The sequence below is a fragment of the Streptomyces griseiscabiei genome, from assembly GCF_020010925.1.
GTDB lineage: Bacteria > Actinomycetota > Actinomycetes > Streptomycetales > Streptomycetaceae > Streptomyces > Streptomyces griseiscabiei.
In genome coordinates, this window is sequence record NZ_JAGJBZ010000001.1 from 3,587,670 (window position 1) to 3,601,809 (window position 14,140).

Genomic DNA, 14,140 nt, shown 5'->3' on the forward strand with positions numbered 1-14,140 from the left:
CTGTTGTTCTAGAGGTCCAGGAGGGACAGGTCGACGGCGTCGGCGAGGGCTTTCGCGCCGGCGTCGTTGACATGGAGGCCGTCGCCGCTGTTGTAGGGGGCGTGGATGCGGGTGGGGTGGTCCGGGTCCGCGACGGCGGCGGCGGTGTCGACGACGGCGTCGAAGGGGTGGGTGTCGCCGAGGAGCCAGGTGTTGACCTGGGCGCGTACGGTCTGGCCCTCGTCGGTGTCGTAGCCGGGGTAGACGGTGCCGGCGTAGGGGCCGACGGTGGCGGCGATGACGGTGAGTCCGGCGTCGTGGAGGCGGTCGGCGAGGGTGGTCAGGCCGGTGATCAGGTCGGCGGCGGTGGGGAGTTTGGCGGGTTCGGGGAAGGCGATGGCGCCGGGCAGGCCGAGGTCGTTGAGGCCGGTGTGGATGATGACGTGGCTGACGCCGGGGATGTCGAGGACGTCCCGTTCGACTCGGGACAGCAGGTGGGCGCCGATCTCGTCGGTGAGGAGGCGGTTGCCGGAGATGCCGGTGGCGACGATCCAGCCGGTGGTGAGGCGGCGGTCGAGTTGGGCGGGGAAGCTGTTCGAGGTGCCGGGGGTGGTGGCCATGCCCTCGATCCAGGAGTCCCCGAAGGCGACGGCGATACGGGTGGTGTCGGGGGCGAGGACGTCGAGGCCGGTGAGGAAGTGCCCGGTGATGAGTTCGTCGGACTCGTCGAGGGATGCGGCGGTGAGCTGGTCGCCGGGGACGGCGTGGCCGACGTCGTAGGGGATGGCGGTGTGGGTGGTGAGGCCGGTGTCGCCGGGGAGGTAGAGGCTGAGGGCGAGTTCCCGGCCGGCGGTGACGGGGCCTTCGACGGGGTCGCTGACGATCTCTTCGCCGGGCGGGACGGTGGCGGTCTCGGCGCCGGCGAAGCGGAGGGTGACATCGGTGGCGGGGTCGATGGCGCTGCATTCGACGCGGTGGGCGAGGTGGGCGCCGCCGATCTCCAGTGGGGTGCGGCCGTAGCGGTTGCTGAGGCGGACGCGCAGGGCGTCGCCGCCGCCCGCCGGGCGCAGGGTCTGGCGGACGGTCTGGTCGGTGAAGCCTCGGACCTCGAAGAGCTTGAAGGCTTCGTGGGGGTCGATGACGGCGGAGCGGTGGGCGGCGATCCAGGTCTTGCCTGCGCGGGTGCGGGTCATGGCCGAAAGGTAGGCAGTTTCCCTGCAGCCGTCACCACTTCTGCCCTACTTCTTTACTCTTCGATTACCTGACGTCGGCGAGGGGCGTCAGCCGGGGTGCGGACTTCTCGCCGCGCGCGGGCGGGATCCGCGGCCCGGGTTCGAGGCCGAAGGTGGTGAACGCGGTGCGGCCCGGCAGGGGGTAGGGCTCCTTGTCGGTGAGGGTGTTGAGGATGCGGGCGCTGCGCCAGGCGGCGAGGCCGAGGTCGGGGGCGCCAACGCCGTGGGTGTGCAGTTCGGCGTTCTGGACGTAGACATGGCAGCCGGCGGCGGTGACGGACGGGTCGAGGATCATCCGGAACCGGTCGTCGACGCGGGGCCGTTCCCGGCTGTCGCGCCGCATGTACGGGTCGAGGCCGGCGAGGACCCGGTCGAGGGGCCGCTCGCGGTAGCCGGTGGCGAGGACGACGGCGTCGGTGGTGAGGCGGGAGCGGGTGCCCTGTTCGCTGTGTTCGAGGTGGAGTTCGACCTTGGTGGTGGCGAGCCGGCCGGCCGTGCGGACGTGGACGCCGGGGGTGAGGACGGCGTCGGGCCAGCCGCCGTCGAGGGTGCGGCGGTACAGCTCGTCGTGGATGGCGGCGATGGTGTCGGCGCCGATGCCCTTGTGGAGCTGCCACTGGGCGGCGACGAGCCGGTCCCGGGTGGCTTCGGTGAGGGCGTGGAAGTAGCGGGTGTAGTCCGGGGTGAAGTGTTCGAGGCCGAGCTTGGAGTACTCCATGGGCGCGAACGCCTCGGTGCGGCCGAGCCAGTGCAGCCGCTCGCGGCCCGCGGGCCGGTGGCGCAGCAGGTCGAGGAAGATCTCGGCCCCCGACTGTCCGGCGCCGATGACGGTGACGTGTCCGGCGGACAGCAGGCGGTCGCGCGCGCCGAGGTAGTCCGCGGCGTGGATCACGGGCACGCCGGCGGCCTCGACGAGCGGCTTCAGGGGTTCGGGGACATGGGGTTCGGTGCCGACGCCGAGCACGATGTTCCGGGCGTACGTACGGCCGAGGATCTCGGTCTCGCCGTCGTCGTCGAGGTGGGTGTGGTCGACCTCGAAGAGGTCCCGTTCGGGGTTCCAGCGGACCGAGTCGACCTGGTGTCCGAAGCGCAGTCCGGGGAGGTTCTCGGCGACCCAGCGGCAGTAGGCGTCGTACTCGGCGCGCTGGATGTGGAACCGCTCGGCGAAGTAGAACGGGAAGAGCCGGTCGCGGGTCCTGAGGTAGTTCAGGAACGACCAGGGGCTCTTCGGGTCGGCGAGGGTCACCAGGTCGGCCAGGAAGGGCACTTGGACGGTGGCGCCCTCGATGAGCAGGCCCGGGTGCCAGTCGAAGCCGGGGCGCTGTTCGTAGAAGACGGCGTCGAGTTCGGTGAGGGGGTGGGCGAGGGCGGCGAGGGAGAGGTTGGCGGGTCCGATGCCGACGCCGACGAGGTCGCGGGGGGCTTCGGGTTCGCGCCGGTCGTGCGCGGGGGGCGTGCTCATCTGGGGGTGTGTCCTTCGGGAGGTTCGGTGAGTGCGGCGGCTTCCACGAGCTTCAGCAGGGCGGTGAGGTCGGCCGGCCGGGTGTGCGGGTTGAGCAGGGTGGCCTTGAGCCACAGGCGGCCGTCCAGCGCGGCGCGGCCTATGACGGCCCGGCCGTCGTGGAGGAGCCGGCGGCGTACGGCGGCCACGGTGTCGTCGGTGGCTCCGGCGGGCCGGAAGAGGACCGTGCTGAGGGTGGGCCGGTCGTGCAGGTCGAAGCCGGGGTGTGCCTCGACGGCGGTGGCGAACTCCTGGGCGAGTGCGCAGACCTGGTCGACGAGACGGCCGAGTCCGGTGCGCCCGACGGTCTTGAGGGTGACGGCGATCTTGAGGATGTCGGGCCGCCGGGTGGTGCGCAGGGACCGGCCGAGCAGATCGGGCAGTCCGGCCTCGGTGTCGTCGTCCGCGTTGAGGTAGTCGGCCCGGTGCCCGAGGACGGCGAGGTCGTGCGCGTCCCGTACGGCGAGGAGGCCGGCGGCGACCGGCTGCCAGCCGAGTTTGTGCAGGTCCAGGGTGATGGTGTGGGCGCGGGCGAGGCCGTCCAGGCGGGCCCGGTGCCGGTCGCTGAAGAGGAGGCCTCCGCCGTAGGCCGCGTCGACGTGGAGGCGGGCGCCGTGGGCCGCGCACAGGTCGGCGATCTCGGGCAGCGGGTCGATGAGCCCGGCGTCGGTGGTGCCGGCGGTGGCGGCGACCAGCAGGGGCCCCTGGAGGTGGGTGAGGGCGTCGTCGAGGGCGGCGGGGTCCAGGGTGCCGGCCGGGGTGGGGACGGCGACGGGTTCGGGGAGGCCGAGGAGCCAGGCGGCGCGGGGCAGGGAGTGATGGGCGGCGGCGCCGTGGACGAGCCGTACGCCGGGGTGTGCCTCGCGGGCCAGCAGGACGGCGAGGTGGTTGGCCTCGGTGCCTCCGGTGGTGACCAGCGCGTCGGCGGCGCCGGCCGCCTCGGCGAGGGCCCGGGTGACCAGCGCTTCGAGCGCGGAGGCGGCCGGGGCCTGGTCCCAGGAGTCGAGGGAGGGGTTCAGTACGGAGACGGCGAGGTCGGCGGCGGCTGCCACGGCCAGGGGCGGGGTGTGGAGGTGGGCCGCGCACAGGGGGTCGGCGGGGTCGGCGGTGCCCGCCGCGAGGACCCGGACCAGCCGGTGGAGGGCGTCCGGCTCACCCTCGGCGGGGAGCGGCTCCCCGAGCGCGTCCCGCACCGCCGCGGCGACCGCCTCCGGGCCGCCGGCCGGGAGGGGCCCGCCGCGCGCCTCGGTCCCCTCCCGAAGCGCGTCGAGCACGGTGTCGAGCAACGGCCGGAGCGCGTCGGGACCTTGGGGTCCCGAGGCGAGGGGCGGGGTGGTCATGGGTTCCTCCGAGCACGGGGAATCCCATCTTGTACGCCGATCGGGTGCAGGTCCCGGAAAGGCCGTTGATTACAGCCGAAAGAGGGTACGGGAGATCACCCTCGACAGCAGCGGGCCCCAAAGGGGCGCGGGGAACTGCGCGACCGGCCCCATACGGCCGCAAGCCCGCAGTACACCCGAACCCCTACGTCGAGCCCCGGTTATCCCTCCCGCACCCGCAACGCCCTCGCGAGATCATCCAGTTGATCCACGAGCTTCCGCCGCAGCGCCGGAATCGCCTCCCCGCCCTCCAGGCACCGCTCCCCCAGCGCGAGCGTCCCCGCGTCCACCGCGTACACCGGGAACGCCCAGCGGCCCGCCGCCTCGGCGATCGCCGGCCCGCGCCGAGCGGCCAGCGCCACCGCGTCGCCCCAGTACCGCTCGACGTACTCCGTGAGGAGTTCCGCCTGCTCCGGCTGCCAGAACCCCTGGGCCGTCGCGGTGAACACGTAGTTGGAGAGGTCGTCGGTGGTGAACATCGCCTCCCAGGCGGCCCGCTTGGCCTCGGCGTCGGGCAGTGCGGCCCGGCAGCGGGCGGCGCCCTCCCGGCCGCTGGCGCTGGGGTCGCGTTCCAGTTCCGCGTCGATCGTGGCGGCGTCCACCGCACCGAGCACGGCGAGCCGGCCGAGGACGCGCCAGCGCAGTTCGGGGTCCAGCTCCGGGCCGCCCGGGACCGTGCCGTCGGCGAGCCAGGCGGCGATCGTCTCGGGGTGGGCGGCGACGTCGATGAAGTGGCGTACGGCGGTCAGCCGCAGGCCGGGGTTGTCGCCGTCCTCGGTGCGGCGGATGAGGTCGCGGCACAGGGAGCCGAGCGTGGCGAGGCCGGCGGCGCGCTGCTCGGGGGCGAGGAAACGGTCGGCGACCTGGGTGGTGGCGAAGGCGAGGACGCCCTGCACGACGGCGAGGTCGGTCTCGCGCGGGAGGTGGGTGCGGGCCGCCTCCAGGTAGGCGGTGGGCGGGAGTTCGGCGTCGCGCACGGCGTCGCGCAGGGCGTTCCAGACGACCGCGCGGGTGAGCGGGTCGGGGAGGCCGCTGAGGTGGGCGGTGACGGCGGCGAAGGACTCGGGGTCGAAGCGGACCTTGGCGTAGGTGAGGTCGCCGTCGTTGAGGAGGAGCAGCGCGGGCCGTTTGCCGATGGGCTGGTCGGCGCTCTGCGGGAGGTCGAGTTCGACGCGGCCGCGGAGGGTGAGGTGGCCCTGGTCGTCGCCGGGGTCACGGTCGTAGACGCCGACGGCGATGCGGTGGGGGCGGCTGCCGGTGTGGTCGACGGTGAGGGTGTGGGTGCCGTCGGCGGCGCGGGCGATCCTGGGGGTGAGGGTGTCGACGCCGGTGGTGCGCAGCCAGGCGTCGGCCCAGGCGTGGACGTCGCGTTCGGTGGCGCCGGCGAGGTTGTCGATGAAGTCGGCGAGCGTGGCGTTGCCGAAGCGGTGCCGGGTGAAGTGGGCGTTGATGCCGGCGAGGAAGTCCTTCTCGCCGAGCCAGGCGACGAGTTGGCGCAGCGCGGAGGCGCCCTTGGCGTAGGAGATGCCGTCGAAGTTGAGGAGGGCGGCGGCGGTGTCGTCGACGTTCTCGGGGGCGACGGGGTGGGTGGAGGGGCGCTGGTCGGCGTCGTAGCCCCAGGCCTTGCGGGCGATGCCGAAGTCGACCCAGGTGTCGGTGAAGCGGGTGGCCTCGGTGAGGGTCTGGTAGCCCATGTACTCGGCGAAGGACTCGTTCAGCCAGATGTCGTCCCACCACCTGAGGGTGACGAGGTCGCCGAACCACATGTGCGCCATCTCGTGGGCGATGACCATGGCGCGGGTCTGGCGTTCGGTGTCGGTGACGGCGGAGCGGTAGACGAACTCGTCGCGGAAGGTGACGAGGCCGGGGTTCTCCATGGCGCCGGCGTTGAACTCGGGGACGAAGGCCTGGTCGTAGGAGTCGAAGGGGTAGGGCTCCTCGAACTTGTCGTGGTAGCGGTCGTAGAGGGCGCGGGTGATGTCGAGGATCTCGTCGGCGTCGGTGTCGAGGTGGGGGGCGAGCGAGCGGCGGCAGTGGATGCCGAAGGGCAGGCCGCGGTGCTCGGTGCGCACCGAGTGCCAGGGGCCGGCGGCGACGGCGACGAGGTAGGTGGAGATCAGCGGGGTGGTGGCGGCCCGCCAGGTGCCGTCGCCCTGGTGTTCCGTGACGCCGTTGGCGAGGACGGTCCAGCCCTCGGGGGCGGTGACCGTGAGGTCGAAGACGGCCTTGAGGTCGGGCTGGTCGAAGGCGGCGAAGACGCGCTGGACGTCGTCCATGAAGAGCTGGGTGTAGACGTACGTCTCGCCGTCGGTGGGGTCGGTGAAGCGGTGCATGCCCTCGCCGGTGCGGGAGTAGCGCATGGCGGCGTCGACGCGCAGTTCGTGGTCGCCCGGGGTGAGGCCCTTGAGGGTGAGGCGGTTGCCGTCCAGGGTGCCGGGGTCGAGGGGCTCTCCGTCGAGGGTGACGGAGCGCAGTTCCGCGGGCTTCAGCTCGACGAAGGTGTCCGCGGCCTTCTTCTTCCCCCGTACGGTGAAGTGGATGGCGGTACGGGAGTCGAAGGTCTCGTCGCCGCGCGTGAGGTCGAGGGTGATCTCGTAGCGGTGGACGTCGAGGAGCCGAGCACGGGCATGCGCTTCGTCGCGCGTCAGTACGGACATGAGGGACATGCTGCCTGATGCCTCTGGCGCAGGACAGGGGCGGGCCTGGTACGCGACCTTTGTCCGGTCGCGCGCGCCGCGCGTCCGGCCGTATGCGGCCTATGCCCGGTCCGCCGTCCTGCCCTTCGCGCCGTCGCGCCGCGCCGGGACGCGCCCTTGGTGGTGGCCGTCGTCGGGGTCGCCGGTGAGGTGTTCGTGGTCCTTGAGGCGGGCGCGCAGGTCGCGGACCTCGCGTTCCAGGGCGTGGGCGCGTTCGTGGGCGTCGTAGAGGTAGCGGACCTTGGTGCGCAGGGCCCAGGGGTCGACCGGTTTCATGACGAGGTCGGCGACGCCGAGGCGGAAGGCGGTGGCGGTGAGTTCGGCGTCGGGGCCGAAGCCGGTGAGGAGGATGACGGGGATGTGCTGGGTCTGTTCGAGGCCGCGCAGGCAGCGGACGACGTCGAGGCCGCTGACGCCGGGCATGCGGACGTCGAGGAGGAGCAGGCCGACCTGGCCGCGGAGGACTTCCTTGAGTGCCGCGTCGCCGCTGGTGGCGCGGGTCAGGCGGTAGCCCAGCGGGGCCAGGGCGCTCTCCAGGGCGTACAGCGTGTCCTCATGGTCGTCGACGATGAGGATCTTGGCTTCCGACGGCATGGCCTCTCACCGTGAGTGGTCGGTTCCCGACGAGGAGTGCTCACGCAGGATGCCCGCTGCGGGCCGCGATGTCACTCCCCCGCGTGCGGTGCCGTGGCGGCCGTGCCCGCCGCGCTGTTCAGGGCGTCGTCCGCGATGCGTTCATGGTGGCGGATGACCTCGGCGATGATGAAGTTGAGCAGTTTCTCGGCGAACGCCGGGTCGAGCTTGGCGCTTTCGGCGAGTCCGCGCAGCCGGTCGATCTGCTGGGCCTCGCGGCCCGGGTCGGCGGCGGGCAGTTGGTGCGCGGCTTTCAGGTGGCCGACCCGCTGGGTGCATTTGAAGCGTTCGGCGAGCATGTGGACGACGGCGGCGTCGATGTTGTCGATGCTGTCGCGCAGCCGGGTCAGTTCCGCGCGGACGTCCGCGTCGACCTCGCCGGCCGGCGTGGTGCCGGTGTTCGTCCGGCCGGTGTTCGCCTCGTCGGTGTTGCTGGTGGTCATGGTCGTCACCCTACGACGCCGCGGTTCGCGGCCCGCACCGGCTTAGAGTGGAACGTATCGAGGCGTCTTCTGGGGGTGCGGACGTGGCGAACGGCGGTCCTGTCGAGCACGGCTACCCGCATCTGGAGACCGTGCGGGCGTCGATCACCGCGCTGTACAAGCGGCTCTCCTACGACACGGTGCAGACCTTCGCCACCAGTGTGGCCCCGGTCGACGTGGCGTTCTGCGACACCGACGACCTGCATCTCGGCGCGCAGCGGGTGGCGCGGGAGCTGGTGCGGCACTACCGGCTGCCGGACGCCCGGATGATCGTCGGGTTCCGGGAGATGACGCAGGCGGCGAGTGTGGAGCTGACGGCGGGGCCGGAGTACTTCGTCGAACTGAACGACCGGTTCCGCAACCATCGCCGGGACATCGGGGCGGCTCTCGCGCACGAGGTCATGCACGTCTATCTGCACCGGCTCGGGCTGTCGTTCCCCGGCACCCGTGACAACGAGATCCTCACGGACACGGCGGCGACCTATCTGGGGGCGGGGTGGCTGCTGCTGGACGCGTTCCGGGAGGACGGCGCGTCGTCGCAGAAGCTGGGGTATCTGACGCCGGAGGAGTTCGGGTACGTGCTGGCCAAGCGGGCGCAGGTGTTCGGGGAGGATCCGTCGGTGTGGTTCACCAGCGCGCAGGCGTACTCCGCGTTCGCGGAGGGCCGGGTGCGGGCGCTGCGGGACGAGCGGCAGCCGCCGCTGACGGCGGCGGGGTGGGCGGGGCGGCGTCGGTACGCGCGGGATCGCCGCCATGCGCGGGACGACCTGCGGTCGGCCTCGCCGGGGGTGGGGGTGCCGTATGTGTTCTCGCCGGAGGGGCGGGGGGCGTTGCGGGTGTCATTTCCCTGTCCTACGTGTCATCAGCGGATTCGGGTGCCGGTGCGGGGGCGGGTGCGGGCTCGGTGTGGGTTGTGCCGGACGGTGTTGGAGTGCGACACGTAGGTTTTTTTGGGGGGCGCGGGGCGCGGGAGGGGTGGGTTGGTGCGGTGCGTCGGCGGTGCGGGTGAGTGGGGGCTTGTCGTGCGGTTCCCCGCGCCCCTTCGATGCCCCGGTCCGGTCATGAGGCGCCGTAGACCGGGTGGGGTGTCTTCGCCTCGGCCAGGAGATTTCGTACGGTCTCTCCCGCCTCCTCCGGGGTGCGGCGGGCGCCCTTGTCCTCGGTCGGGCCCGGGCGCCAGCCCTCCATGACGGTGATGCGGCCGCCCTCCGTCTCGAAGACCCGGCCGGTGACGCCCTCGCTCGCGGGGGAGCCCAGCCAGACGACCAGGGGGGAGACGTTCTCGGGGGCCATCGCGTCGAAGCCGGTGCCCGGGGCCGCCATGGTCGCGGCGAAGGCCGTCTCGGTCATACGGGTGCGGGCGGCGGGGGCGATGGCGTTGACCTGGACGCCGTAGCGGGTGAGTTCGGCGGCGGCGACGAGGGTGAGGCCGACGATGCCCGCCTTGGCGGCGCTGTAGTTGCCCTGGCCGAGTGAGCCGAGCAGGCCCGCGCCGCTGCTGGTGTTGACGACGCGCGCGGCCGGGACGCGGCCCGCCTTGGTCTCGGCGCGCCAGTGGGCGGCGGCGTGTCTCAGGGGGAGGAAGTGGCCCTTGAGGTGGACGCGGAGGACGGCGTCCCAGTCGTCCTCGTCGAGGTTGACGAGCATGCGGTCGCGCAGGAACCCGGCGTTGTTGACGAGGGTGTCGAGGCGTCCGTAGGTGTCCAGGGCGGTGTGGACGAGGGAGGCGGCGCCGGTGGTCGTGGCGACGTCCCCGCCGTGCGCGACCGCCTCGCCTCCCCGGGCGCGGATCTCCTCGACGACGCGGGCGGCCGGGCTGTCGGGGGCCGGGGTGCCGTCGAGTCCCACGCCGAGGTCGTTGACGACGACACGGGCGCCCTCGGCGGCGTACGCGAGCGCGTGCGCCCGTCCGAGGCCGCGGCCCGCGCCGGTCACGATGACCACGCGCCCCTCGCAGAGCCGCTCGGTGCGGTACGGGTGGGTGCCGCTCATCGTCGTTCTCCTTCGTCGGTGGGGGCGTTCGCCGCGTCCAGGAAGGCCGGGCGTTCGCCGCCGCCGTGGACGAGGAGGGAGGCTCCGGTGATGTAGGACGCCGCGTCGGAGGCGAGGAAGACGGCCGCCCCGCCGACGTCGGCGGGGGTGGCGAGGCGGCCCAGCGGGACGGTCCGGGCGACGGCGGCCACGCCCTCCTCGTCGCCGTAGTGGAGGTGGGCGAGTTCGGTGTGGACCAGGCCGAGGACGAGGGTGTTGACCCGGATCTCCGGGGCCCATTCCACGGCCATGGAGCGCGCGAGGTGGTCGAGGCCTGCCTTGGCCGCGCCGTACGCCGCCGAGCCGGGTGAGGGGCGGCTGCCGCTGACACTGCCGATCATCACGATCGTGCCCCGGGCCCGCCGGAGCTGGGCGTGGGCGGCGAGGGAGACGGTCAGCGGGGCGGTGAGGTTGAGTTCGATCACGCGCGCGTGGCGGCGGGCGTCGGCATCGGTGAGGGGGCGGTAGGGGGTGCCGCCGGCGTTGTTCACGAGGACGTCCACGCGGGGCAGTTCGGCGAAGAAGCGGTGCGCGGCGTCGGGGTCCCGGACGTCCAGTGGTCTGAACTCGGTTCCTTCGAGCGGTACTTCGGGCGGGCGGCGGGCGCAGGTCACGACCTCGGCGCCGGCTTCGGCGAGGGCGCGGGCGATGCCGGCGCCGATGCCGCGTGTGCCGCCGGTGACGACGGCGAGCTTCCCGTTGAGCGGCATCCGCTGCTACCTTCCGCACAAGGACGCACCAAACAAACGTTAGGTGGAAGGTAGCTGATGCTCCGATGAGTGTCTCCACCTCGTCCCCGGAAAAGGGGATTTCCGTCGTCACCGTCGACTTCCCACCGGTGAACGCGCTGCCGGTGCGCGGGTGGTTCGAGCTGGCCGACGCCGTGCGCGCGGCGGGCCGCGATCCCGGGACGCGGTGTGTGGTGCTGGGTGCGGAGGGGCGCGGGTTCAACGCCGGGGTGGACATCAAGGAGATCCGGGCGGCGGGGCAGGGTGCGCTGCTCGGCGCCAACCACGGCTGCGCGGAGGCCTTCGCCGCCGTGTACGAGTGCGAGGTTCCGGTGGTCGCCGCCGTGCAGGGGTTCTGTCTGGGCGGCGGGATCGGGCTGGTGGGCAACGCGGACGTGATCGTGGCCAGCGAGGACGCGACGTTCGGGCTGCCGGAGCTGGACCGGGGCGCGCTGGGCGCGGCGACGCATCTGTCACGGCTGGTGCCCCAGCATCTGATGCGCGCGCTGTTCTACACCTCGCGTACGGCGACCGCCGCCGAGCTGTTTGCGCACGGTTCGGTGTGGCGGGTCGTACCGCGTGCCGAACTGCCTTCCGCAGCACTGGAGTTGGCGCGGGAGATCGCCGCGAAGGACGGCCGGCTGCTGCGGCTGGCCAAGGCCGCGCTCAACGGTATCGACCCCGTGGACGTCCGCCGCAGCTACCGCTTCGAGCAGGGCTTCACCTTCGAGGCGAACCTCAGCGGGGTGGCCGACGAGGTCCGCGACACGTTCGGGACGGCCGGGAAGGCGATGGGGTCCGGGAAGGCGATGGAGTCCGGGAAGGAGCGCTCGGGTGAGTGACAAGACCATGACCGCCGAGGAGGCCGTCGCGCGGCTGGAGAGCGGGATGACGCTCGGCATCGGCGGCTGGGGCTCGCGCCGCAAGCCGATGGCGCTGGTGAGGGCGCTGCTCCGGTCCGGGGTCACCGATCTCACGGTGGTCTCGTACGGCGGTCCGGACGTCGGCATGCTGGCCGCCGCCGGTCGCGTCCGGAAGCTGGTCGCCGCCTTCGCCACCCTCGACTCCATCCCCCTGGAACCGCACTACCGCGCGGCGCGCGAGCGGGGCGCGTTCGAGCTGATGGAGATCGACGAGGCGATGTTCATGTGGGGTCTGCGGGCCGCCGCGCACCGGCTGCCCTTCCTGCCGGTGCGGGCGGGCATCGGCTCGGACGTGATGCGGGTCAACCCCGGTCTGCGGACGGTCACGTCGCCCTACGACGACGGGGAGACCTTCGTCGCCGCGCCCGCCCTGCGCCTGGACGCCGCGTTCGTGCACGTCAACCGGGCCGACCGGCAGGGCAACGGCCAGTATCTGGGCCCGGACCCGTACTTCGACGACCTCTTCTGCGAGGCGGCCGACACGGCGTACGTGTCGTGCGAACGGCTCGTGGAGACGGCCGAGCTGGCGAAGGAGGGCCCGCCCCAGTCGCTGCTGGTCGGCCGCCATGTGGTGACGGGAGTGATCGAGGCCCCGAACGGCGCGCACTTCACCTCCTGCGCCCCCGACTACGGCCGGGACGAGGCCTTCCAGAAGCTGTACGCGGGCACGCCGTGGGAGGAGTTCGCCGGGCGGTTCCTGGCGGGTGACGAGGCCGCCTACCGGTCGGCCGTGCGGGAGTGGCAGGGGGAGGGCGCGTGAACGAGGGGCCGATGACGAACGGTGCGACCCGCGCCGAGTACTGCGTGATCGCGTGCGCCGAGGCCTGGCGCGGCGCCGGGGAGATCCTCGCCAGTCCGATGGGGCTGGTCCCGGCACTGGGCGCCCGCCTCGCCCGGCGGACCTTCGCACCGGACCTGTTGCTGACCGACGGCGAGGCCCTGCTCGTCGACGTCGACGGCGCCGTGGAGGGGTGGCTGCCCTACCGCCGGCACCTGGAGCTGGTCACCGGCGGCCGGCGGCACGTGATGATGGGCGCGAGCCAGCTCGACCGGTACGGCAACCAGAACATCTCGTGCGTCGGCGACTGGGCGAGGCCGAGGCGGCAGCTGCTGGGGGTACGGGGCGCGCCGGTCAACACCCTGAACAATCCGACCAGTTACTGGGTTCCGAAGCACTCCCGGCGGGTCTTCGTCGAGAAGGTCGACATGGTGTGCGGGGTCGGCCACGACCGGGTGGCCGAGCATCCCGCCGCCGCCAGCTTCCACCACCTCCCGCGTGTCGTGTCCGACCTCGGGGTGTTCGACTTCGCCACGCCGGACCGGACGATGCGGCTGGCCTCGCTGCATCCCGGGGTCACGGTCGAGCGGGTCCGGGAGGCGACCGGCTTCGCGCTCGCCGTCCCCGACGAGGTGCCGTACACCCGGGAGCCCTCGGCGGAGGAGCTGCGGTTGATCCGTGTGGTGCTCGACCCGGCGGGCACCCGCGCCCGTGAGGTCCAGGGCTGATGGAGACGGCACTCACCCGGCTCGTCGGCGTCCGCCATCCGCTCGTGCAGACCGGGATGGGCTGGGTCGCCGGCCCCCGGCTGGTCTCCGCCACGGCGAACGCGGGAGCGCTCGGCATCCTGGCCTCCGCGACCATGACGCCCGCGCGACTCCGGGACGCCGTGAGGGAGGTGCGGTCCCGTACGGACGGCGCGCCCTTCGGGGTGAACCTGCGGGCCGACGCGGGTGACGCGCGGGAACGGGTGCGGATCATCGTCGAGGAGGACGTGCGGGTCGCGTCGTTCGCGCTCGCGCCGTCCAGGGAGCTGATCGCCGAGCTGAAGGACGCGGGTGTGGTCGTGATCCCGTCGGTCGGTGCCCGGCGGCACGCCGAGAAGGTCGCGGCGTGGGGTGCGGACGCGGTGCTGGTGCAGGGCGGCGAGGGCGGCGGCCACACCGGGGAGGTGGCGACGACCGTGCTGCTGTCGCAGGTCGTGGACGCCGTCGACATCCCCGTCGTCGCGGCCGGCGGCTTCCACGACGGGCGCGGGCTGGTGGCGGCGCTGGCGTTCGGGGCGGCCGGGGTCGCGATGGGCACCCGGTTCCTGCTCACCTCGGACTCGACGGTGCCCGACGCGGTGAAGGCCCGCTATCTGGCCGCGACGGTCAAGGACGTCACCGTCACCAGGGCCGTGGACGGGCTGCCGCACCGGATGCTGCGCACGGAGTTGGTGAGCGCGCTGGAGGCGTCCGGTAGGGCGCGCGCCCTGCTGCGCGCCGTGCGCCACGCGGCCGGCTTCCGGCGGCTCTCCGGGCTCACCTGGCGCCGTATGGTCCGCGACGGCCTCGCGCTGCGGCACGGCAAGGACCTCACCTGGAGTCAGGTCCTGCTCGCCGCCAACACGCCGATGCTGCTCCGGTCCGCGATGGTGGACGGCCGTACGGACCTGGGGGTGATGGCGGCCGGGCAGGTCGCCGGGGTGATCGACGACCTGCCGTCGTGCGCGGAGCTGGTGGAGCGGATCATGAAGGAGGCGGACGAGGTACGGACGCGGCTCGGACGCGGCTGAC

The 14,140-nt window shown here is 72.9% G+C and carries 13 protein-coding genes; 5 read left to right on the top strand and 8 right to left on the bottom strand.

All coding sequences use genetic code 11. The features are described from left to right. Positions 1 to 8 precede the first annotated feature (8 nt). From J8M51_RS15660 to J8M51_RS15685, 6 genes are all read right to left on the bottom strand, one after another. The gene (locus J8M51_RS15660; protein WP_086761287.1) at positions 9 to 1,172 is read right to left on the bottom strand and encodes a GDSL-type esterase/lipase family protein; all 1,164 of its coding nucleotides are present in this window, start codon (positions 1,170 to 1,172) and stop codon (positions 9 to 11) included. A gap of 64 nt (positions 1,173 to 1,236) precedes the next feature. Then, positions 1,237 to 2,673 carry a lysine N(6)-hydroxylase/L-ornithine N(5)-oxygenase family protein gene (locus J8M51_RS15665; RefSeq protein WP_086761289.1) on the bottom strand — a complete coding sequence of 479 codons (1,437 nt, stop codon included), beginning with the start codon at positions 2,671 to 2,673 and terminating at the stop codon, positions 1,237 to 1,239. Beyond that, positions 2,670 to 4,052, bottom strand: coding sequence for a pyridoxal phosphate-dependent decarboxylase family protein (locus J8M51_RS15670; protein WP_267299224.1), 1,383 nt, complete (start codon positions 4,050 to 4,052; stop codon positions 2,670 to 2,672). Before J8M51_RS15670 ends, J8M51_RS15665 begins: the two co-directional genes overlap by 4 nt. Positions 4,053 to 4,252: 200 nt before the next feature. Beyond that, a complete protein-coding gene (gene pepN, locus J8M51_RS15675; RefSeq protein ID WP_086756250.1) occupies positions 4,253 to 6,757 on the bottom strand; it encodes an aminopeptidase N in 2,505 nt (834 codons plus the stop codon). Between the two features lie 90 nt (positions 6,758 to 6,847). Continuing rightward, positions 6,848 to 7,381: a response regulator gene (locus tag J8M51_RS15680; RefSeq protein ID WP_086756251.1), complete on the bottom strand. Its 534-nt coding sequence runs from the start codon at positions 7,379 to 7,381 to the stop codon at positions 6,848 to 6,850. A gap of 71 nt (positions 7,382 to 7,452) precedes the next feature. Continuing rightward, complete coding sequence (locus tag J8M51_RS15685) at positions 7,453 to 7,863, bottom strand: chorismate mutase (protein ID WP_267299225.1); 411 nt, start codon at positions 7,861 to 7,863, stop codon at positions 7,453 to 7,455. An 83-nt stretch (positions 7,864 to 7,946) separates the two neighbouring features. Between J8M51_RS15685 and J8M51_RS15690 the strand changes: the two genes are divergently transcribed. Then, positions 7,947 to 8,846, top strand: coding sequence for a hypothetical protein (locus J8M51_RS15690; protein WP_216588839.1), 900 nt, complete (start codon positions 7,947 to 7,949; stop codon positions 8,844 to 8,846). Positions 8,847 to 8,961: 115 nt separating this feature from the next. Here the strand turns inward: J8M51_RS15690 and J8M51_RS15695 are convergent, their stop codons facing one another. After that, positions 8,962 to 9,894: an SDR family oxidoreductase gene (locus J8M51_RS15695; RefSeq protein ID WP_086764217.1), complete on the bottom strand. Its 933-nt coding sequence runs from the start codon at positions 9,892 to 9,894 to the stop codon at positions 8,962 to 8,964. After that, complete coding sequence (locus J8M51_RS15700; protein ID WP_216588827.1) at positions 9,891 to 10,643, bottom strand: SDR family oxidoreductase; 753 nt, start codon at positions 10,641 to 10,643, stop codon at positions 9,891 to 9,893. Before J8M51_RS15700 ends, J8M51_RS15695 begins: the two co-directional genes overlap by 4 nt. A 65-nt stretch (positions 10,644 to 10,708) precedes the next feature. Here J8M51_RS15700 and J8M51_RS15705 point away from each other — a divergent pair, with 65 nt between their 5' ends. From J8M51_RS15705 to J8M51_RS15720, 4 genes are read left to right on the top strand one after another with little or no spacing between them, the layout of a single operon-like run. Next, complete coding sequence (locus J8M51_RS15705) at positions 10,709 to 11,503, top strand: enoyl-CoA hydratase family protein (RefSeq protein ID WP_216588826.1); 795 nt, start codon at positions 10,709 to 10,711, stop codon at positions 11,501 to 11,503. Further along, on the top strand, positions 11,496 to 12,344 hold the full coding sequence (locus J8M51_RS15710) for a CoA transferase subunit A (protein ID WP_216588825.1): 849 nt from the start codon (positions 11,496 to 11,498) through the stop codon (positions 12,342 to 12,344). Before J8M51_RS15705 ends, J8M51_RS15710 begins: the two co-directional genes overlap by 8 nt. An 11-nt stretch (positions 12,345 to 12,355) precedes the next feature. Further along, the gene (locus tag J8M51_RS15715; RefSeq protein WP_086762721.1) at positions 12,356 to 13,090 is read left to right on the top strand and encodes a CoA-transferase subunit beta; all 735 of its coding nucleotides are present in this window, start codon (positions 12,356 to 12,358) and stop codon (positions 13,088 to 13,090) included. After that, complete coding sequence (locus J8M51_RS15720) at positions 13,090 to 14,139, top strand: NAD(P)H-dependent flavin oxidoreductase (protein ID WP_086762724.1); 1,050 nt, start codon at positions 13,090 to 13,092, stop codon at positions 14,137 to 14,139. Before J8M51_RS15715 ends, J8M51_RS15720 begins: the two co-directional genes overlap by 1 nt. Position 14,140 lies beyond the last annotated feature (1 nt).